Source organism: Bradyrhizobium sp. Rc2d, assembly GCF_900099855.1.
Lineage (GTDB): Bacteria > Pseudomonadota > Alphaproteobacteria > Rhizobiales > Xanthobacteraceae > Bradyrhizobium.
Map to the genome: position 1 here is coordinate 1 of NZ_FNCU01000017.1, position 20,262 is coordinate 20,262.

Annotated in this window: 22 protein-coding genes; 7 read left to right on the top strand and 15 right to left on the bottom strand. The window is 62.8% G+C overall.

Features of this window, described 5'->3' with window-relative positions; all coding sequences use genetic code 11:
• Together BLV07_RS48345 and argE are read left to right on the top strand one after the other, a co-directional pair.
• A partial coding sequence (locus BLV07_RS48345) for a transposase (protein WP_210187810.1) occupies positions 1-289 on the top strand: 289 nt, incomplete at its 5' end.
• A gap of 143 nt (positions 290-432) precedes the next feature.
• Positions 433-1,605: an acetylornithine deacetylase gene (gene argE, locus BLV07_RS21260; protein WP_091889193.1), complete on the top strand. Its 1,173-nt coding sequence runs from the start codon at positions 433-435 to the stop codon at positions 1,603-1,605.
• Between the two features lie 684 nt (positions 1,606-2,289).
• Here the strand turns inward: argE and BLV07_RS21270 are convergent.
• Positions 2,290-3,348, bottom strand: a complete 1,059-nt coding sequence (locus tag BLV07_RS21270) for a phosphotransferase family protein (protein ID WP_091889197.1) — start codon at positions 3,346-3,348, stop codon at positions 2,290-2,292.
• Between the two features lie 158 nt (positions 3,349-3,506).
• The gene (locus BLV07_RS21275) at positions 3,507-4,742 is read right to left on the bottom strand and encodes an acyl-CoA dehydrogenase family protein (protein WP_091889199.1); all 1,236 of its coding nucleotides are present in this window, start codon (positions 4,740-4,742) and stop codon (positions 3,507-3,509) included.
• Positions 4,743-4,957: 215 nt separating this feature from the next.
• Here BLV07_RS21275 and BLV07_RS21280 point away from each other — a divergent pair, with 215 nt between their 5' ends.
• A complete protein-coding gene (locus BLV07_RS21280) occupies positions 4,958-5,620 on the top strand; it encodes a TetR/AcrR family transcriptional regulator (RefSeq protein ID WP_091889201.1) in 663 nt (220 codons plus the stop codon).
• 346 nt (positions 5,621-5,966) lie between these two features.
• Here the strand turns inward: BLV07_RS21280 and BLV07_RS21285 are convergent, their stop codons facing one another.
• The 3 genes from BLV07_RS21285 to BLV07_RS21295 form a co-directional block, all read right to left on the bottom strand.
• The gene (locus BLV07_RS21285) at positions 5,967-6,359 is read right to left on the bottom strand and encodes a RidA family protein (RefSeq protein ID WP_176945672.1); all 393 of its coding nucleotides are present in this window, start codon (positions 6,357-6,359) and stop codon (positions 5,967-5,969) included.
• A gap of 89 nt (positions 6,360-6,448) precedes the next feature.
• Positions 6,449-6,664 carry a hypothetical protein gene (locus tag BLV07_RS21290; RefSeq protein WP_091889205.1) on the bottom strand — a complete coding sequence of 72 codons (216 nt, stop codon included), beginning with the start codon at positions 6,662-6,664 and terminating at the stop codon, positions 6,449-6,451.
• 164 nt (positions 6,665-6,828) lie between these two features.
• Positions 6,829-8,058, bottom strand: a complete 1,230-nt coding sequence (locus tag BLV07_RS21295; RefSeq protein WP_091889207.1) for a CaiB/BaiF CoA transferase family protein — start codon at positions 8,056-8,058, stop codon at positions 6,829-6,831.
• Between BLV07_RS21295 and BLV07_RS21300 the strand changes: the two genes are divergently transcribed.
• Positions 8,033-8,239, top strand: a complete 207-nt coding sequence (locus BLV07_RS21300) for a hypothetical protein (RefSeq protein ID WP_091889209.1) — start codon at positions 8,033-8,035, stop codon at positions 8,237-8,239. The two genes, BLV07_RS21295 and BLV07_RS21300, sit on opposite strands and share 26 nt — an antisense overlap.
• On the opposite strand, the gene BLV07_RS21305 is transcribed toward BLV07_RS21300, so the two are convergent.
• From BLV07_RS21305 to BLV07_RS21330, 7 genes are all read right to left on the bottom strand, one after another.
• Positions 8,236-9,441, bottom strand: a complete 1,206-nt coding sequence (locus BLV07_RS21305) for an MFS transporter (RefSeq protein WP_176945673.1) — start codon at positions 9,439-9,441, stop codon at positions 8,236-8,238. The genes BLV07_RS21300 and BLV07_RS21305 overlap by 4 nt on opposite strands.
• Before the next feature lie 133 nt (positions 9,442-9,574).
• Positions 9,575-10,402: a 3-oxoadipate:acetyl-CoA acetyltransferase gene (locus tag BLV07_RS21310; RefSeq protein ID WP_091889213.1), complete on the bottom strand. Its 828-nt coding sequence runs from the start codon at positions 10,400-10,402 to the stop codon at positions 9,575-9,577.
• Positions 10,403-10,524: 122 nt separating this feature from the next.
• The gene (locus BLV07_RS21315) at positions 10,525-11,922 is read right to left on the bottom strand and encodes an MFS transporter (protein WP_091889215.1); all 1,398 of its coding nucleotides are present in this window, start codon (positions 11,920-11,922) and stop codon (positions 10,525-10,527) included.
• A 365-nt stretch (positions 11,923-12,287) separates the two neighbouring features.
• The gene (locus BLV07_RS47685) at positions 12,288-12,449 is read right to left on the bottom strand and encodes a hypothetical protein (protein WP_176945674.1); all 162 of its coding nucleotides are present in this window, start codon (positions 12,447-12,449) and stop codon (positions 12,288-12,290) included.
• Positions 12,450-12,490: 41 nt separating this feature from the next.
• Entirely contained in the window at positions 12,491-12,694 is a 204-nt protein-coding gene (locus BLV07_RS21320) for a hypothetical protein (protein ID WP_091889217.1), read from the bottom strand.
• 57 nt (positions 12,695-12,751) lie between these two features.
• Positions 12,752-14,089 carry a PQQ-dependent sugar dehydrogenase gene (locus BLV07_RS21325; RefSeq protein WP_091889219.1) on the bottom strand — a complete coding sequence of 446 codons (1,338 nt, stop codon included), beginning with the start codon at positions 14,087-14,089 and terminating at the stop codon, positions 12,752-12,754.
• A complete protein-coding gene (locus BLV07_RS21330) occupies positions 14,086-14,538 on the bottom strand; it encodes a DUF2231 domain-containing protein (protein WP_091889220.1) in 453 nt (150 codons plus the stop codon). The genes BLV07_RS21325 and BLV07_RS21330 overlap by 4 nt, the downstream gene beginning before the upstream one ends.
• Before the next feature lie 150 nt (positions 14,539-14,688).
• Here BLV07_RS21330 and BLV07_RS21335 point away from each other — a divergent pair, with 150 nt between their 5' ends.
• Both BLV07_RS21335 and BLV07_RS21340 read left to right on the top strand, forming a co-directional pair.
• A complete protein-coding gene (locus BLV07_RS21335) occupies positions 14,689-14,937 on the top strand; it encodes a hypothetical protein (RefSeq protein WP_091889222.1) in 249 nt (82 codons plus the stop codon).
• Complete coding sequence (locus BLV07_RS21340; RefSeq protein WP_091889224.1) at positions 14,934-15,665, top strand: Fic/DOC family protein; 732 nt, start codon at positions 14,934-14,936, stop codon at positions 15,663-15,665. The genes BLV07_RS21335 and BLV07_RS21340 overlap by 4 nt, the downstream gene beginning before the upstream one ends.
• Positions 15,666-15,880: 215 nt before the next feature.
• On the opposite strand, the gene BLV07_RS21345 is transcribed toward BLV07_RS21340, so the two are convergent.
• The 3 genes from BLV07_RS21345 to BLV07_RS21355 are packed head-to-tail and all read right to left on the bottom strand — an operon-like array spanning position 15,881 to position 18,605.
• On the bottom strand, positions 15,881-16,720 hold the full coding sequence (locus tag BLV07_RS21345; RefSeq protein WP_091889489.1) for a bifunctional allantoicase/(S)-ureidoglycine aminohydrolase: 840 nt from the start codon (positions 16,718-16,720) through the stop codon (positions 15,881-15,883).
• 27 nt (positions 16,721-16,747) lie between these two features.
• The gene (locus BLV07_RS21350) at positions 16,748-17,248 is read right to left on the bottom strand and encodes an ureidoglycolate lyase (RefSeq protein WP_091889226.1); all 501 of its coding nucleotides are present in this window, start codon (positions 17,246-17,248) and stop codon (positions 16,748-16,750) included.
• Positions 17,249-17,270: 22 nt separating this feature from the next.
• Entirely contained in the window at positions 17,271-18,605 is a 1,335-nt protein-coding gene (locus BLV07_RS21355; protein WP_091889228.1) for a C4-dicarboxylate transporter DctA, read from the bottom strand.
• A 205-nt stretch (positions 18,606-18,810) separates the two neighbouring features.
• On the opposite strand from BLV07_RS21355, the gene BLV07_RS21360 reads away from it, so the two are divergent.
• A complete protein-coding gene (locus BLV07_RS21360) occupies positions 18,811-19,701 on the top strand; it encodes a LysR substrate-binding domain-containing protein (RefSeq protein ID WP_091889230.1) in 891 nt (296 codons plus the stop codon).
• Positions 19,702-20,262: the final 561 nt, after the last annotated feature.

Consider the following 20,262-nt stretch of genomic DNA (forward strand, 5'->3'; position numbering starts at 1 on the left):
CCGGGCCGAACTCGCCGAACACCCCTTCGGCACCCTCAAATGCCGGGCGGGCTACCGCCACTTCCTCGTCCGCGGCTTCGACAAGGTGCGCGGCGAATGGAGCCTGATGGCGCTCTGCTACAACTTCTCCCGCGTATTGAGCATCCTCGGAATCGACAGCTTCATGGCCTATCTGGCCAATTGCCATCCACATTGGGCGTTCTGGCTGCTTAACGCCGTCACCCGCCTACAAGCCACGGCACCGCGCTTCCAAGCAAAAATACGCCCGACCCTCGGCTACGCCATATAATCAGGGGCGAAACACAATTCTTGCCCACTCTCTGCGCTCCATCCGGGCTACGGATCTGTGTTGATTTGCGCGACCGGCCACCACGTTGGTATGGTTCATGCAAGCCGCCTCGGCTTCCGCAATCTCCTACCAAGATCCTGAAAATGCAGAGCTCAAGACCCGACCGTATCCGCAAGCTGCTCACCGACCTCGTTGCTTTCGACACCGTCAGCGACCGCACCAACCTGCCCCTGATCGCCCATATCGAAAGCTATCTCGCCGCGTTCGGCGTCAAGGGCGAGCGCATCATCGATGAGACCGGCAAGAAGGCCTCGCTGTGGGTCACCATTGGACCTGAGGACCGCCCGGGCCTGGTGCTGTCGGGCCACACCGACGTCGTGCCCGTCGTCGGCCAGGACTGGAGCCACGATCCGTTCAAGCTCGTCGAGCGTGACGGCAAGCTCTACGGCCGCGGCACCACCGACATGAAGGGCTTTGTCGCGGTGTGCCTCGCGATGGTGCCGGAGATGGTGGAGGCGAAGCTCAAGACGCCGATTCATCTCGCGATCTCCTATGACGAGGAGATCGGCTGCGTCGGCGTGCGGCCGATGCTGCGCGAAATCGCCAAGACGAAGGTCAAGCCGCTCGGCGCCTTCATCGGCGAGCCGACCGAGATGAAGGTCATCATCGGCCACAAGGGCAAGCACGGTGTCCGCGCCACGTTTCGCGGCCTCGCCCGCCATTCCTCGATCGCACCCGACGGCGTCAACGCGATCGAATATGCAGCCGAGCTGATCACCGAAATCCGGCGCCGCGCAGTGAAGCTCGCGGCCGCGCGATCAACGGACAGCCTCTACGATGTTCCGCACTCGACGCTGCTCACCAGCATCGTGCATGGCGGCGCCGCGCTCAACATCGTGCCGGACCATTGTGCAGTCGAGTTCGAATGTCGCGGCATCGGCATCACGGAATCGCGTGAGGTCACCGATGCGATCGTCGCCTGGGCCAAGGCCGAGCTCGCGCCGGCGATGAAGGCAAAGAATGCCGATTGCGGCATCGATTTCGAGGAAATCCTCGACTATCCCGCGCTCGATACGGCTGCCGATGCCGCCATCGTCACGCTGGCCAAAAGCCTTGCGGGGCGCAACGACCACGCCAAGGTCGCCTTCGGCACCGAGGCCAGCCTGTTCGCCAGCATAGCCGATATCCCATCGGTGGTGATCGGCCCGGGATCGATCGCACAGGCGCATACGCCGGACGAGTTCGTCGCGATGGCGGAGTTGGAGAAATGCGCGGGGTTTGTCGAGAGGCTGATCGCGCATTGTGTGAGGGGGTAGCCCACCTCCTCGTCATTGCGAGGAGCTCTTGCGACGAAGCAATCCAGACTGTCACTGCGGAGATATGCTGGATCGCGGAGCCTGTCATCGGGCCGCGCTCCGCGCGGACCCGGTGGCTCGCAATGACGAGCTGTAAGAGCTCGCCTCATCGCGGCTGTCATGCTCCGCGAAAGCGGGGCATCCAGTACGCTGCGGCCTCTCGGCTCAAGCACTGCCGCTTCTGGAATACTGGATTGCCCGCTTTCGCGGGCAATGACACCGAGTTTGTGGAAACAGGGTGGGCAAAGCGAAGCGTGCCCACCGCTTTCGCCACGATTGGGGAAAGATGGTGGGCACAGCGCTACGCGCTTTTGCCCACCCTACAGGAGCTGCAAGTGAGGGGGCTCGATGCCCACCTCCTCGTCATTGCGAGGAGCTCTTGCGACGAAGCAATCCAGACTGTTACTGCGGAGATACTCTGGATTGCTTCGCTTCGCTCGCAATGACGAGTGGCACGAGCTCGCCTCATCACGGCTGTCATGCTCCGCGAAAGCGGGGCATCCAATACGCTGCGGCTTCTCGGCTCAAGCACTGCTGCCTCTGGAATACTGGATTGCCCGCTTTCGCGGGCAATGACACCGGAGGTGTGGGGACGGCCAACCACAAATGAAAAAGGCGCGGCCACCGGCCGCGCCTTCGCTCTTCCTAAACCGCCCCCGCCTTCTGCGCATATTCCCACGACGCTTGCGACAGCGGCACGGTGCGCTTGGCGGATTCGAGCGCTTTGGCGTTCGCGGCGGTGCCGTCGCGGATGCGCCCCGCGATACCCTGCGTGATGCCGGCGAGGCGGAACAGATTGTAGGAGAAGTACCAGTTGAGGTCCGGCACGTTCATCTTGGTGACGCTGCAGTAGATCTGCGCGGCCTCTTCCAGGCTGGGGATGTTGAGCGCCTTGAGATCGACGCCGTGCAAGCCCGGCATGATCCACTGCATCAACAGATAGGTGAAATCGGCCATGGGATCGCCGAGCGTCGACAGCTCCCAGTCCAGCACCGCCTGCACGCGCGGTTCCGTCGCGTGGAAAATCATGTTGTCGAGGCGATAGTCGCCGTGGACGATCGAGACGCGCGCCTGCTCCGGCACGGTCTTCGGCAGCCATTCGGCGACCTTCTCGAACTCCGGAATGTGCTGGGTTTCGGAGGCGCGGTACTGCTTGGTCCAGCGGTCGATCTGTCGCGCGAAATAATTGCCGGGCTTGCCGAAGTCGCCAAGGCCGATCGCAACGGGATCGAACATGTGGAGTTGCGCCAGCGTCTCGATCTTGCTGGTGAAGATCTTGCGCCGCGCATCGGCATCCTGGCTCGGCAGCGTCGGATCCCAGAACACCCGGCCCTCCTCCATCGACATGATGTAGAAGGCAGCGCCAATGACGCTGTCGTCCTGGCACAGCGCGTAGGCGCGCGCGACCGGAAAGCCTTGTTTTCCAAGGGCTGCAATCACGCGGTATTCGCGATCGACGGCGTGCGCCGAAGGCAGCAATTTGCCGAACGGCTTTCGGCGCATCACATAGGAACGGTTCGGCGTGTCGAGCCGATAGGTCGGGTTGGACTGGCCGCCCTTGAACTGGAGGACGACCAGCGGCCCCTCATAGCCTTCGACGTTGTCGCGCATCCAGGCCTCGAGCCGCAGCTCGTCGAAACGATGCCGCTCCTCGACCGGCTTGGTGCCCGAAAACTCCTCGTCTTTCCTGACGCCGTCAGCCACGATGACGCTCCCTCTTCAGTCCTGACCTTTTCAGGTCGAGCATGATCCTAATCGGTAACCACTGGCGCACTTGCGTCAAGCGGTCATCCGACGCGGATCATGCCCTGTCGTGTCTTCAAGTCGGAAGCGCCGTCCGGCTCTCCCTCTCGATGACTTGTTTAGTGACTTGGAGAGTTTGCATACTTCCGAAGTTCAAGTCTGGCAATGGCGCGATTGTGCACCTCGTCCGGACCGTCGGCGAGCCGCAGCGTGCGGATGTGGGCGTAGTCCTTGGCAAGGCCGGCTTCATCCGAGACGCCGCCGCCGCCAAAGGCCTGGATCGCCTCGTCGATGATCTTCAGCGCCATGTTGGGGGCTGCGACCTTGATCATCGCGATCTCGGCCTGCGCGGTCTTGTTGCCGACCTTGTCCATCATGTCGGCCGCCTTGAGGCACAGCAGACGCGTCATCTCGATGTTGGTACGGGCCTCGCCAATGCGCTGCTCCCACACCGAGTGCTCGACGATCCTCTTGCCGAAGGCAGTGCGCGAGGCGAGCCGCTTCACCATCTTCTCCAGCGCCTCCTCGGCTTTGCCGATGGTGCGCATGCAGTGATGAATGCGGCCCGGGCCGAGACGGCCCTGCGCGATCTCGAAACCGCGGCCTTCGCCGAGCAGGATGTTCTCCTTCGGCACCCGCACGTTCTCGAGCAGCACCTGGGCGTGGCCGTGCGGCGCGTCGTCAAAACCGAACACGGGCAACATCTTCTCGACCTTGATGCCGGGGGTGTCGAGCGGAACCAGGATCTGCGACTGCTGCTGGTGCTTGGCGGCCTTGAAATCGGTCTTGCCCATCAGGATCGCGATCTTGCAGCGGGGATCGCCGACGCCGGACGACCACCATTTGCGACCGTTGATGACGTAGTGGTCGCCGTCCTTCTCGATGCGGGTCTCGATGTTGGTGGCGTCCGACGAGGCCACCGCCGGTTCCGTCATCAGGAAGGCGGAACGGATCTCGCCGTCCATCAGCGGGCGCAGCCATTTGCGCTTCTGCTCCTTGGAGCCGTAACGGATGAACACTTCCATGTTGCCGGTGTCGGGCGCGGAACAGTTGAACACCTCCGAGGCCCAGGTGATGCGGCCCATCTCTTCCGAGAGCAGCGCATATTCGAGATTGGTCAGTCCCGCGCCGCGGAATTCGTCATCCTCATGCTCCGACGGCGGCAGGAACATGTTCCAGAGGCCCTCGGCCTTGGCCTTCTTCTTGAGGTCTTCCAGGACCGGGATCACCTTCCAGCGGTCGCCGCTCTTGTCCTGCTGGTCGTAGATCGGCACCGCCGGGCGCACGTGCTTGGCCATGAAGGACTGCACGCGGTCGAGCCATTCCTTCTGCTTGGGCGACAGATCGAAATCCATAGGACGCTCCTCGTCTTGCTCTTTGAACAATCTCTTGCGCCGGACTGTCGTGCTGCCGCGCGCGACCCGCAAGCGCGAATGCGCGTGCGTTGCGGCCGCCTCGGAACGGAATCGCAAGTTGCGAACGAGTCCCGATTACGGATTGACATTTCCGGCCTTCAAACGATAGTTTCATACAACTGTTTGAATTGCAACTCCCCCCATCCAGGGCACTCATGGCCAGCGATCATACGAGGTCTGCCATTCTCGCCGCCGCCGAACGGCTCTACGCCGATCGCGGCTTCGGCGACGTGACGCTCCGTGACATCGTCGCGGAGGCCAATGTCAATCTGGCCGCGGTGAACTATCATTTCGGCTCGAAGGATGAATTGATCGCGGAATTGTTCGTCACGCGCTCGATCGCGACCAATCGCGAGCGCCTGCGCGAACTGAAGGCGGCGGAGGAACAAGGCGGCGGGCGCGCGCCGATCGAGGTGATTTTGCGCGCGCTCGTCGGCCCCACCTTGCGCGGCTGCCTCGGCCCCGAGAACCAGCGCTCCACCGCGGCACGTTTCATGATCCGCGCCTCGATCGAATCCGTGCCGCCGATCCGCCGCATCAAGAACCGCGAGATCGACCATTTGCGCAAATTCGCCGGCGCGATGCGGAGATCCCTGCCCGAGCGCAGCGACGTCGAGATCTACTGGGGCCTGAACTTCGCGCTCGCCATGGCGCACCACACCATCCGCGAGAGCGAGCGGCTGACGAAGCTGTCGGAAGGCAAATGCGATCTCGACGACGTCGAGGACGTGGTCGCCCGCGTCGTCAGCGTCGCGACGATGGCGCTGACGGCGGGACGGACCGAGACGAAGGTGTCGTCAAAGGTGGCGGCGCGTTAGTCGAAAAGGTAGCCACACCGACGCTGCGCTCCCTCGCCCCGTTTGCGGTAGGGCTATCGCATATGCATTTCGCGGGGACCACCCGCGAGTTTGCTCCGCCTCTCCCGCTTGCGGGAGAGGCCGACGCGTCCCGGGCGATGCGAAGCATCGTCCCGAGCGCGGCGGGTGAGGGCTCTCACCGCACTGGGATCGCCTCCGCAATTCTCGACAATCCCGACGCGGGAGGCACCCCCACCCCCGCCCTCCCCCGCAAGCGGGAGAAGGAGCCCACTGCCGATGCCGAAGCATTATTCACGCCATATGCGATAGCCCTACCGCTTGCGGGGAGAAGCGAAAGGATCGCCCCTCACATCATCGCGATGCAGTCGATCTCGACGTCGAAGGGACCGAACCATTCCGGCGTGCAGACGAAGATCCGCGCCGGCGGATCGAGCGGGAAGTAGCGCGCATAGACGGTGTTGAAGGCGGCGAAATGCTTCGTCGATGTGCAGTAGACATTGCATTTCATGACGTTGTCGAGCGAGGCGCCGGCCGTCTGAAGGCACAGCTTCATCTGCTCCATCACGAGCTCGCTCTGCCGCTCGATCGGAACTGGGGCGATCTCGCCCGTCGCCGGATCGAACGGCGGCAGGCCGGCGACGAAGATCATGTTGCCTGCACGCGTCACCGGCGAAGTCGGCGCCTTCCAACGGTCGAGAAACGTCGAGATCGGTTCGACGCGGAGCGCTTCGCGTTTCATGGCGGCCACCTTCGGTTCGAGCGAGACGGCGCCGTGCTACATCATATTGCAGCCGGCATGGTTCGCTTTCGATCGAAGTGTGGCGGGCCCTAGACCCGCTGCGGCATCTCCTCGGCCTCTTCCTTGGCGAGCAGCAGCAGCATCTCGATGCCCATCTCGCCTTCCTGGGGTGAACGGATGAACTTGATCTCATCGGAACTTTGCCGCAGCGCGGCAATGATGGCGACGGCCTGATTTGCGGTCGCCGCCTCGGTCGCCAGAATTCCCTTCTGGTTCTTGGCCTGGAACCCGATCGTGTAGGACATTCGCTTCCCTCCCGCTCAAGTGGAGAGATCGGATCAGAATCGGGCGCGCGGCGAAAGCCTGTGCGACTACGGACCGGGATTATCTGGGGATTGCGGGCAAGCTTCAGGCAAGCCCGAGCATCGCACGGGCCTCATCCGCGGTCGCGACCGCCGCCCCCCGCGCGCTAAATGATGCCCTGCTGCTTCAGCGTCTCGATCTTGCCGGCATCATAGCCGAGCTTGCCGGTAAGCACCTCCTGGGTGTGCTCGCCCAGAAGCGGCGGCGCGCGGTAGTCCTTGATCGGGGTCTCGGACAAAGTGAGCGCATTGCGGACCAGCGACAGATCGGGCTCGAAGGGATGGTGGACCTTCACCCGCATGCCGCGCGACTGGACGTGCGGATCGGAAAACACCTGCTCGAAATTGTTGATCGGCCCTGAGGGCACGCCGGCCTCCTCGAGCTTTTCCAGCCAATAGGCCACCGGCTTCTTCAGGAACAGACCGGCGAAGATCGCCATGATCTCCTTGCCGTGCACGACGCGGTCGTTGTTCTTGATGAAGCGCCTGTCGCTGGCGAGCTCGGGCTCGCCAAGCACAGCGCAGGTGCGCTGGAACTGGCCGTCATTGCCGACCACCAGCATCAGCTCGCCGTCGGTGCAGCGGAACACGCCGGCCGGCATGCCGCCATTGCCCCAGGTGCCGCGGCGCGGCGGCGTCTTGCCGTTGACGAGGTAGATCTGGAGCCAGTGGCTGAGCGAGGCGATCACGGTATCGAACAGACAGACGTCGATGTGCTGTCCCTCCCCGCCATTGGCGTCGCGATGGTAGAGCGCCGAGAGAATCCCGATCGATGAGTTCATGCCGGTCATGTAGTCGACGATCGAGGGACCGACCTTCATCGGGCCCTCGCCCGGCTCGCCGTCGATATGGCCGGTGACGCTCATCAGGCCGCCCATCGCCTGCAGGATGGCGTCATAGCCGGCGCGCGGCGCGTATGGGCCGGTCTGGCCGAAGCCGGTCACCGAGCAATAGATGATGCCGGGATTGATCGCCTTGATTGATTCATAGTCGAGGCCGTAGCGCTTGAGATCGCCGACCTTGTAGTTCTCCATGAAGACGTCGACGTCCTTGGCGAGCTCGCGGATGATCGCCTGCCCCTCCGGCTTGGCGATGTTGACCGTGACCGACTTCTTGTTACGGTTGGCGCAGAGGTAGAACGAGTTGTTGTTGTTCGCCTTGCCTTCGGGATCGGCGAGGTAAGGTGGGCCGAAGGCGCGCGCGTCGTCGCCGGTGCCCGGCCGCTCGATCTTGATGACCTCCGCACCCAGGTCCCCCAGCATCTGGGCCGACAGGGGACCGGCGAGCACGCGGGTGAGGTCAAGGATCTTGATGCCTGAAAGCGGCAAGGCCGACATGTCGATTTCCTCCGGGGAACTGGAATCTTGGCGCGGCGGCTCGAAGCTCTGGCCGCGCACCTTGCCGATACACTATTTTCGGGCTCCGAGCACTGCACTGGCGGCATACGGCCATCCCCTGCCCGGCGACAGCATCGGCTGTGTGGACGTCGAATTCCGCACGGCGAATATTTTTTCTTAGATCAGGGCTGCGGCGACAATTCGCGGCCGGCGCCGGCCGAGCAGGACCAGGATCAGCACGGTCGCACAGGAGCAGACGAAGGTGAGACCGAGGGCGCCGCGGCTGCCGAACTCCGTGAGCAAGCCGACGAGGAGCGGCGGCGAGATTGCGGATGCGAGATTGAGCGGCAGCGCGATCATCGACATGGCCTTGGCGAACTCGGCCTGGTCGTAGAACACCAGCGGGATGGTCGCCCGCGCCACCGCCATTGCGCCGCTGCCGGCGCCATAGAGCAGGATGAAGACCGCGACTGCCCAGGTCGTGCCCTCGCTCATCATCAGCAGCAGCATCGCCACCGGCAAGGCCGTGCCTGCGACGAGGCCGGTCGTGATGCCGTCCCATCGCCCGCCCCCGAGGAAGTCCAGCCCGCGCGCGCTGACCTGGATCACACCGAGCATCGAGCCGAAGGCGATGGCCTGGGCCGGCGCCAACCCCTCCGCCCGGAGCAGCTCGATGAGAATGGCGGAAAGGCCGAAATTGACGAAGGCATTGAGGGTGATCGCGGCAACGACGAGACGGAACGTGCTCCGCGCAAGTGGCGGCGCATCCTCAGGCTTGGCCGGCGCACCGCCATCGCCTTCCGCGCCTCTCCGGCGCGGAGCCGCGAACGCATAGAGCGGAAGCGAAACGAGAATCAACATGGCGGCATAGACGAGGCATGTTCCACGCCAGCCGAGGTGACCGCTCAGGAACGACGTGGCCGGCCAGAAGATGCTGTTGGACAATCCCGTCACCAGCATGAGCGCGCCGATCGCGCTCTTGGCTTGCCGCCCGGCAACCTCGTTCAGCATGATATAGGCGCCGGTCGACAAGGTGGCGCTGCCGGCGATGCCGAGCACGATCCAGGCGGCGAAATAGAGCATCGGCTCGCGCGCGAAGGACAGCAGCACGAAGCCCGGCACGGTGACGACCGTGCCGATCATCATGACCGTCCGCGCGCCATGCCGCGCAAACGACTTGGCGAGCCAGGGAGCGCACAGTCCCATCGAGACATAGAGAACGGATGTCCCCGCGAACACCGCCGGCAGGCTCATGCCGAGGTCCGCCGCAAGGTCGCGCCCGATGATGGCGGGAAGCCCGATCGTGCCCCATCCGACCAGCTGCGTGGTCGCGAGCACCAGCAGGACCCCGATGAGCCTGCTGTCAGATTTCAAGAACCGCATTCCAAATATCGCCTGCCCGCCAGGCGCAGATCGCGCCTGTGCCCCCGTCATACCGGGAGACTCGGCGCACGGGAACGCCGGCCGCCGAATGGCAGGAGGCAGCCGGGAGCATGTCGACCGGTGGACGGTCGCCCTACCCTGCGATCCCGAGCAAGGATCGCGCCTCAGTCGCGGTCGCGACGCGCCGGCCGTGCCGTGCGACAGCCTCGGCCGCGATGGCCACCAGCTCTGCGTTGCTGGCGGCCAGGCGCGTCTTGTCGATCCTGATATTGTCCTCGAGCCCGGTGCGAACCGCGTCGGCGCCCCGCGCGAGCGCCCAGCCCATGACCTCGGCTTGATGGCGCCCGATTCCGGCTGCGGTCCAGGTTGCTTTCGGGATCAGCCGCCTGAGCTCTCCCAACAGGATGTCGAGGACATGTTCGTCCGCCGGCATTGCGTTCTTGACGCCCATGACGAACTGCACGTGCGGACGCTGGTCGATCAGGCCCGCCTCGATCAGGCGGCGGGCGCCATGCAGATGCGACAAATCGAAGATCTCGATTTCCGGCCGAATGCCATTCGCTTTCATGCTGGTGGCGAGCGTTTCGACCAGCGCGGCGCTGTTTTCGTAAACTATCGTCGGAAAGTTCACTGAGCCGGTGGAGAGCGAGGCCATGTCGGGCTTGAGATAAAGCGCTGAGCCGCGCGCCGAGGGATCGCGGCCCCGCCCGCCGGTCGAGAACTGGACGATCATCCCCGGACAATGCTTCCTGATCCCCTCCTGCACCAGGGCAAATCGCTCGGGGTCGGAGGATGGCGTCTCGTCATCGTTGCGAACATGGATATGCGCAAGCGTGGCGCCGGCCTCGAAGGCTTGTTGCGTCGATTCGATCTGCTCGGACGGCAAGATGGGGACCGCCGGATTGTCCTTCTTGCGCGGAACGGAGCCGGTGATCGCGACAGCAACGACAGCGGGGTTCATCCAACAACCTCATGATTCCAGCGCTCGCGCGCACAAAGTTCGAGTAGTTAGTCACGCTATGCGTGAAGCCCTGCCGCTGCAACCTTCGTCATTTGCAGCGGCATGGCCTTGTTCTGTCCGGATCAGGTCGGAATTGCGGTCGCACCGCCCGCTGCTGCCGCACGCTGCCGCTCATAATCGGCCTGCGCCATCGGAACGGCCTGGGGATTACCGAGATCGTCGATGCTGATCCGATAGGTTTCGCGCGCCGTGACGGCCGCCAGTGCCGCGATGACAGTGATGCCGAAGGCGATCGCCCCCACCGTCAAGGGAATGTTGGTCGAGCCGGGAGGAGCCACGGTCGCAAACAGGGCAGGAAGCAATGCCGTGATGGTCGTGCCGATGTTCTGCGAGATCGCCATCGCCGACACACGGGTGCGCGTCGGAAACAGCTCCGGGTAAAAGCTCGGGAAGATCGCGTTGTAGCCCTGATAGACCACGCCCCACATCAGGAGCGACAGGAGGATCGCGAGCGGCACGTTTCTGATGCTGATGGCATAGAGATAGCCGAAGGCGAGCAGGCCGGAGAGCAGCGCGCCCACGATGATCGGGGGCTTGCGGCCGACCTTGTCGGAGAGATGGCCGACGAAGGGAATGACGAATACGGCCAGCATGTTTCCGAGCACCGGGATCCACAGATAGACGTCCTTGGCAAAGCCGATGCCATAGGCCGGCTGGACCGCGTAGGCCGCCCCAAAGATGGTCGCAACGACCGGAATGACGTTCATGAGCGCCATGCAGATGACCCGCAGCATGTCGGGCCAGCTCAGCTTGATGGCCTGGACGATCGGAGCCCGTGGCGTTTCTCCGCGCTCGTCCTCTCGGGCAAAAGCAGGCGTTTCGTCGACTTCGCGGCGGATGATGTAGCCGGCGATGATGACGAAGAAGCTGAGCAGGAACGGAATCCGCCAGCCCCAGCTGTTGAAGGCGTCGGTCGGCATATAGGCCGCCAGCGGCAGGAAGACGGCTGCCGCGAGAATTTGTCCGGCCTGCACGCCCTGGAGCGCGAAGCTTGCATAAAAGCCGCGCCGACCGAACGGCGCGTGCTCCAGAATCATCGAGCTCGCGCCGGAGATTTCACCGGCCACGGCAAATCCCTGCACAAGTCGCAGGATGACGAGCAGGATCGGCGCCATGATGCCGGCCTGCTGATACGTCGGCAGGATACCTACCGCCATCGTCGAGAGGCCCATCAGGAACATGCAAAGGATGAGAACGGTCTTGCGGCCATGCGTGTCGCCCCAATGTCCGAGGACGAAGGCACCGATCGGCCGCGCCACGTATCCGACGCCATAAGTCGCAAGCGATGCGACGATTGCGACTGTGGGATTATCCGACGGGAAGAAGATCTGCGGGAAGATCAGCGAGGCAGCTGTCGCGTAGATGAAGAAGTCATAATATTCGAGAGCCGACCCGATCCAGCCGCTTGCGGCAGCCTTCCTGGACTGAGTCATGTCATGGATCGCGCGCGTCGTGACCATCTCAAAATCCTCCCAATCTGGTTTGCTGACGGCCCGTTGGCGGGCTTCATTGGAAAATTGGGCAGCAATCGCCGGGCGCTCTGCGGAGTTTCGCGGGCGCTTGTCACTGCCGGTCGGTGTCTGATTGGGGGTGACAATAGGCTTTCGCCGGGCTAACACAATTACCCAGTTATGCGATAAACCTAACATGATGTTATGCCGGGCGAACGCCCGGGCAGCGGCTATGCGCGCGGACTGGCGGCCGGCACGCCCGATGGCATCGAAGCCGACCCTCTCGATTTCAACGCCTGTGCCGAGGTTGCGGTTGGGATTGCCGCGCGGCGCGGGTAGTTGATCGTCTGATCATGAGCCGCCGCAGAGCCGCGTCACGCGGTGTGGCCGGGCTCGATATGCTTCGGCGTCTTCTTGTCGCGTTGCGGCGTCATCCTGGCCGGGTCGGGCACGCCGCGCGGGCCGAGCTGATCGCGCTGGATATCGTCTTCGGACAGCGGCGGCTCGACGCCGTTCTGCTCGCGAGGCTTGGTCATCTTGGCCTCCTCCTCTCGAATGCTGTCCGCGTGGCGGCGCTCTAGACACCGAGTGCAGTCTCGCCGGCTTCGCGGCCAGGGACGCTGACATGGACTTCATGTCCCTCGCGAAGGGCCAGGGATGCCGCGGCAACCGCCGATTCGAATGCGGCTTCCTTGGTGGCGTATCTGCTCTTGACGTCGCCGTCGTGCAGCACGCCCCATTCGTCCTGCACCGGCACGATGGCATATTGAGCAAGGCCCATGGTCCAACTCCTGGCTTGGCGTTCAGAGACCGTCTGCCCGATAACGCGCCGGCACGTTTAACGTTGCGTCAGCTGCGGACGCACCGCCGTCACCCGCCACACCGTGTTGCCACTGTCGTCGGCCACCAGCAGCGCGCCGGTCTTGTCGATGGCGACGCCGACGGGACGTCCGCGCGCCTGATTGTCGCTGTTGAGGAAGCCGGTCACGACGTCCTGCGCCGGCCCGCTCGGCTTGCCGTCCGCAAACGGCACGAACACGACCTTGTAGCCGTTCAGCACCTGCCGGTTCCAACTGCCGTGCTCACCGACGAAGGCGCCACTACGATAAGCGGCCGGCAGGCTCGTGCCGCTGGAGAAAGCCATCCCGAGTGGGGCGACATGCGAGCTCAGCGCGTAGTCCGGCACGATCGCCTTGGCGACGAGGTCCGGCTGCTCCGGCTTGACGCGGGGATCGACGTGCTGGCCCCAATAGCTGTAAGGCCAGCCGTAGAAGCCGCCGTCCTTCACCGACGTCATGTAGTCGGGCACGAGATCGGGACCGATCTCGTCGCGCTCGTTCACCACCGTCCACAGCGCACCGGTCTGCGGCTCGAAGCTGAGGCCGTTCGGATTGCGCAGGCCGCTTGCGAAGACGCGCCAGCGGCCGCTGGCACGGTCGACTTCGAGGATCGCGGCGCGATTGTGCTCGGCCTCCATGCCGTTTTCGGTGATGTTGCTGTTGGAGCCGACGCCGGCATAGAGTTTCGAACCGTCGGGGCTCGCGACCAGGCTCTTGGTCCAATGATGATTGATCGGCCCGCCCGGCAGCGGCGTCAGCACCGTACCGGGTGCGGTGATCTTGGTGTCGCCCTCGGTGTAGGGATATTTCACGATCGCATCGGTGTTGGCGACATAGAGATCGTTGCCGACCAGCGCGACGCCGAACGGCGAGTTGAGATGGTCGAGGAAGACGCTTTGCGTGTCAGGCACGCCGTCGCCGTTGCTGTCACGCAGGAGCGTGATGCGGTTACCCGGCCCGGTGTCGCCGCCGCCCGATGTCGCCCAGGACTCGATATATCCCATGACGATCTCCTTGGGCCGCTTGATCGCGGCCCCCTTCGGCGCCTTGGATTCCACCACCAGCACGTCGCCGTTGGGCAGCACGTAGAGGAAACGCGGATGCTGCAAGCCGGTCGCAAACGCCTTGGCCTGCAAGCCCTGCGCAACGGCCGGCGTCTCGTCCTTCTTCCAGCCGACAATGCGGGCGATGTGGACCGGCGGCAGCAGATATTGCTGGATCTCCGGCAGCGTCGGATTGGCGCCGATTTGCGCCTTCGGATCGCCGCTGCCGTCATTGCAGCCGGCCAGACACAGCAACGAAGAGCACAACAGCGCGCGGGCAACGGAGAACTTCATCGCGCAACTCCCACACCGTGGCGATAGACCATGGCCCACCCGAGCCAGCCGGTGACGGGCAGGATCAGGACGGTCAGTGCCGAAAGCACGAGCCCGGTTGGCCACACCGAGGTCCAGGCATCGCGCATGTGAATCATCGTGTTGAAGATCGCAAGGACCAGCGCCACGGCGTTGCCGATCAGATGCGGCCAGGCCGGCGCTTGCGTCCGCACCAGGCGGTTGCCGAGGAAATCGGTCAGGCCTGCGATGGCCGCGAGCACGCCGAAGATGACGCCGACGAGCAGGAGCCAGGCGGAAAAATCCGCCCACATGATCTCGGCGCTCGCGACATAGGCGATGTCGGTGAACAGCGCCCCGATGAAGCACACGATCGGGATCGGCACCAGCATCGGGTGAATCGGATGACCCGCGATCTGCGCCGTGGAACGGACGCGCATGTCGTCTTGCACGGTCGGCCTCGTGTGACTTTCGCCTGCCCGACCGGGAAACTCGTGCTTGCCGTGATGGTTCCTGGGACAGCGCAGGCGAGCCGTGTCCGACAGGGATAGAGCTTTCCCGGGTCATCAACCCGTGTAATCTCAGCTAAGAAGTGTTATACTATGAACATGGACAAGCTAACCGCCACCTCGACAGCAGAGCACATTCGGACCCTCGCGCGGACGTTCCACGTGTCCTACTCTGAGGGTCCTAGCGACCGCTTAGCTCATGATATCTCGCGCCTAGCTGGCGATACGGTCGAGCTGGACGAGATCGAACAGCTGCTCATTGGTTTGGTCCGCGCCGAGCGGATTACACGCTCCGAAATGATCCTTCTTCAGGCCCGCTATCTTCGTGAAGCCCGATCGTGACTTTCGATCCTTTCGGCGACTTCGAAGCGCGCGGATACCTACGTAATCTTGCCGAAGAGAAAGACCCTGCGATTGTACGGAGGCTCGAACATGCCTCTTTCACGACTGGGATCGACGACGCGTTCGCCGCTCTTCAGAAAAAGAAGACCCTGACCTACGCGGACGTACTGATCACGCACAAGACCCTATTCGAAGCTATGTATCCGTGGGCTGGGCAGGATCGCCTTCAAACGGCGCCGAATATCGCCGTGAGCCGGGGCGGCATTCTGTTCGCACATCCCGGGTATATTCAAAACGCGATCGAACACGCTCTGAAGCTCGGCAACGATTCCAATACCATGCGCGAAAAACCCGGAGAGGTCATGGGCTATCTCGCTCACGGTCATCCTTTCCTGGACGGCAATGGTCGCACGATCATGGTGGTTCACTCCGTGCTGGCTCAACGCGCCGGTTTCAGTATCGATTGGGCCTCGACGGATAAACCCGCCTACCTACAAGCATTGACAAAAGAATTGGATGATCCGGGCAAAGGCATCCTCGACAAATATCTCAAATCTTACATCCAGTCGGCGGCCTCCAATCTGAAAGAGCACATCGCAGCGGCAAAAGGCCTCGACGGCAGCACGGGGGATGCGGACACTATTCGTGGAAGCAACGACGACCCAGCCGTGCAAGCCGAGTACAAGCAACAGCAACTCAAACGCAACGCGCAAAGCAGGAGCGCTTGATTGTTCGCCTTCTGGCCGACGAAAAGCCGCTCGAATGGAGCGTCGAGAACCGGACTAATGCCCGACTAAGCTTCCAATTCTGAAGCCGGCAGGAAAAGCGCTATGCAAATGCTGGAAAAATTATTCCGAAGCGTATCACCCGCTCCCCTTTTGGGGGCGATTGGAGCGGGGGCCCTACCCGAAGCCGACTTGCCCGAAACTGACGTTATTCGAAGTTAGATCAGCGGAGCTCCCTGCCGCAGATTCATGTGCCGGTTGACGTCCTTGTAAAGCAGATAGCGAAACCGACCGGGGCCTCCTGCGTAGCAGGCCTGCGGGCAGAAGGCGCGCAGCCACATATAGTCTCCGGCCTCGACCTCGACCCAGTCCCGATTAAGACGGTACACGGCCTTGCCCTCGAGGACATATAATCCGTGCTCCATGACGTGCGTCTCTGCAAAGGGGATCGTCGCACCCGGCTCGAACGTGACGATATTGATGTGCATGTCATGCCGCATATCGGCCGGATCGATGAAGCGCGTGGTTGCCCACCTTCCCTCGGTGCCCGGCATCGCTACCGGTTCAACCGAGTCTGCATGGGTCACGATCACCTCGGGCTCGGCCAATCCGGGCACGCGCTGATACAGCTTGCGGATCCAGTGAAGCTGTGCCGGGCTCTGGTCCCGGTTGCGAATGCTCCAGGCGCAGCCGGGTGGCAGATAGGCGAAGCCGCCGGGCCTGAGTTCACGCTCCCTGTCCGCCAGTGTAAGGACCAACCTGCCGCCCACGACGAACAACGCGCCCTCGGCGTCTTTGTCCGGCTCGGGAATCTCACTTCCTCCACCAGGCGCGATCTCCATGAGATAATGGGAGAACGTCTCGGCGAATCCGGAGAGCGGTCGCGCCAGCACCCAAACGCGCGTGTCGTCCCAGTGCGGCAGATGGCTGACGACGATATCGCGCTGCACGCCGTTTGGGATGACGGCGTAGGCGTTCGTAAAGACCGCCCGGCCACTCAAAAGGTCCGTCTGGGGCGGAAGGCCCCCTTGGGGGATGTGATAAGTTTGCGATGACATCATGAAGCCTCGTGGATGTTACCGGGGTCAGCTTGCGGCTGTCCTGAGATCGAGTTGCATCGTCTCGTCCAGCCAATATTCTTCGAGATTGTCACCATCACCCTTTCGATCGACGACGAGGAACGAGCTTGCGTCCTTGAGAACCAGAAGCGGGTGGTGCCAACAGTTTCGGGCATAATTCACGCCTTGGTTGCCCTTGGCAGCGAACGCGCGATAGCTCGAGGGTGTTTGCGGGTCGGTGCAGACGACGACCAGCCAGTCCCCTCCGTTCAAGGGCATGAACAGCTGGCTTCCAAGTGGATGACGCTCCATCAGGCGAATGGCGATCGGCGCGGGGCGCGCAGAGGCGACAAACCAGCCGATGTTGATTTGTCCGCCTTCCGCGCCGACATCGATAGTGGCGAGTTCGTTGTAGCGCTCGGCATAGCCCTGGTTGATCGACAGGGCCGTCAACCCTTCCGTTTCGACGACCTCTCCGAACGGAGCGAACGCCTGCCTCGTCAACGGCTCAATCGAGAGTGTCACCATCGTCAACCAAATGCCTCTGCGTTCAAAGCGTCTGCAGGCCCGCGACGGGAGCGCTCGCGTCGGCCGTATCGATCTGCACGTTCTCGCTTGAAGGAACGACCTCACCATCGAGGATGCGATGCGCCTTCGCGCGATCGAGGTCTCCCTCCCACGAGGCGACGACGACCGTAGCAACGCAGTTTCCGACATAATTGCCGAGCGCGCGGGCGATGCCGATGAACCAGTCCACCGACAAGATCAGCACCAGTCCGATCGCCGGGATGGCCGGAATGGCAGCCAGCGTCGCCGCGAGGACGACAATGGCCGAGCCCGGGACGCCATGAGCCCCCTTGGAGGTCAGCAACGCGACGCCGAGGATCGCCAGGAGATCGCCTGTGGCGAGCGGTGTGTTCGTCGCCTGGGCAATGAAGACCGCCGCCAGGGTCAGGTAGATCGAGAAGGCATCCAGATTGAATGAGTACCCCGTTGGGATGACCAAACCGACCGTCGACCGCTTGATCCCGAGCTGTTCGAGCTTGCGCATGGTCTGCGGAAGCACGCTGTCGCCTGCGGCCGTGCCGAGAACGATCATCAGCTCTTCACGCAGATAGACGAGCAACTTGAACAGGCTGAAGCCCGAGAGCCGCATGATCGCGCCGAGCACGATGACCACGAAGAAGAACACCGCCAGATAGAACAGGGCAACCAGTCCCCCGAGCTGCTTGAGCGAACCGATGCCATACTTGCCGACAGTGAAGGCGATCGCACCGAAGACTCCGAGCGGGGCGAGCCGGACGACGAAGTTCATCATCTTGAAGATGATCTCGTTCACCCGCTCGACGAAATCGACCACCGGCCTCGCGCGCTCGCCGCACAACGACATGGCGCAGCCAAACATGATCGACACGATCAGGACCTGCAGAACATCGCCGGAGCTGAAGGCGCCGACGATGGTCGACGGGATGAGCTTCATCAGGAATTCGGAGACGCCCCCGCCGGCGACCTGAGCCGCGGTCTGGCTGAATCCGCTGAGCGCCTTGGCGTCCAGCGTCCTCGGATCGATGTTCATTCCGGCGCCGGGCTGGAAATAATAAGCAAGCGCAATGCCGAACATCAGGGCGATGGTGGTGACGATCTCGAAATAGAGCAGCGAGCGAATGCCGACCCTTCCAACCTTTGAAAGGTCGCCGGCCGCCGATATTCCCTGCACCACCACGCAGAACACGATGACGGGCACCAGCATCTTGATCAGCTTGATGAAGCCGTCGCCCAGGGGCTTCATCTGCAATGCGGTGTCCGGATAGGCCATCCCGAGAGCGATACCGGCCAGAAGTGCAACGACCACTTGGAAGAAGAGTGACTTGAAAATCTTGGGCATGGCTTTCCTCGCTCGCTGGGCTTCCATTTGTCTGGCTTGGTCGGCCTTTAGCCTTCGCCACTCTTATCGTTGGCGGCGACGCGAAGTCGCCGCGGACGGAGCCATTCGGTCGCGGCAGCACGCGAGAGGTCTCCGCCGGTCATTCGTTGACCAGCCTCGTTGCCAAGTCCAATATATAGAACGACACGATTGATAGGGTTTCGCTATGGATCTGCGCCAGCTCCGGTACTTCATCGCGGTTGCCGAAGAGCGGAGCTTTACCCTCGCCGCCCGACGGCTGAACCTCTCGCAGCCGCCGCTCAGCCAACATATCCAGGCGCTCGAGGCCGAACTCGGGACCCAGCTCCTCTACAGGACCAGCCGAAGGGTTGAGTTGACGCAGGCCGGAGAAGCCATGCTGGTGCGGGGGCGCGCGATCCTGCAGCAGGTCAAAGCCACCGAAGACGAGGTCCGGTCGATAGGCGCCGGCTTGGTCGGAACGCTGGATGTCGGGGCGACCGGCTCGATCTTGCGCGGGCGTCTCGCCGAGCTGCTCGCGGCCTACCGGAAGGTCGCACCATTGGTCAAGATGACCGTGCATGAGCAGGCGCCGGCGCTGCAGATCGCCGCGCTCCTTGGCCGTACCACCAACATCTGTCTCATTCGCGGCATTCCCGCCGAACGCGACCTGACCAGCAAGCTGGCGTGGCGCGAAGAGGTCGTTCTGGCCGTGCCCCGCAGCCATCGGCTGGCGCAACGCAAGCGCATCGCCCTCGGTGATCTCGCCTCCGAGGATCACGTCGTCCTGGATCCGGACAGCTCCGATTTCGCCCGCTACGTGCAGAAGTGCTGTGTCGACGCCGGCTTTCTTCCAAAGGTTTCCCAGCAAGTCGTCGACGCCCAGTCGATCCCAAGTCTGATTGCCGCAGGTTTTGGCGTGGCACTCGTGCCGCAGTCGATTGCGCGGTTCACAACCACCGACATCGTATTCCGCCCGATCAGGCCCTCGCCGCCCGCGGCCGATGTGTTTCTGGTGTTCAGGGAGGACGAGACGTCGATGGTGGTGCACAATTTCATCAGGCTCGCTCTTCGATATCTCAACCACCGAAGAGCCTGAGCCACGTCCACGTCATCGAACATGCCGGCAGCGGCGGGGCCTGTTCAGACCATTGCGATAGTTTTGACAACGTGTGTGGGGTCATGGCGAAAGCACAGGGACAAATGCCGATGGTCGTCGGCAAAGCGCGACGTGTCGGAATGAAACGCCTAAGCTGCTGAGAACATTGGAGCGGGTGAAGCGCTCCGCTTCAAAATTTGCGAACATATTACAGTTGTATAATCAATGACTTAAACAAATTTCCCGCTTTCCATGTTGGACGTTTTGTTGGACGTTTCGTTCGACGTTCATCATGGCTCGTTTGCCACCAGAACTCGTTGAGCCAATGCGTGGTTGGCGGGAGAGAGTGTCAGTCAATCCCCATTGAAGGTACAACCTGCTTTTCATTTCGGCACGTGCGAACCTACGGTCCTGGCTACCAGCAATTCGGCTAGCCCGCTGCGCCCAAGCCTCAGCGCCCTGTTGCCTCGACCTGGACGCGGCGACCGACTAGGCCATCTCCGCCGCCGGCGGCGACGGTGGTAGTTTCGGAACAACAGCGCCTTCAGTGCTTCCCTTGAC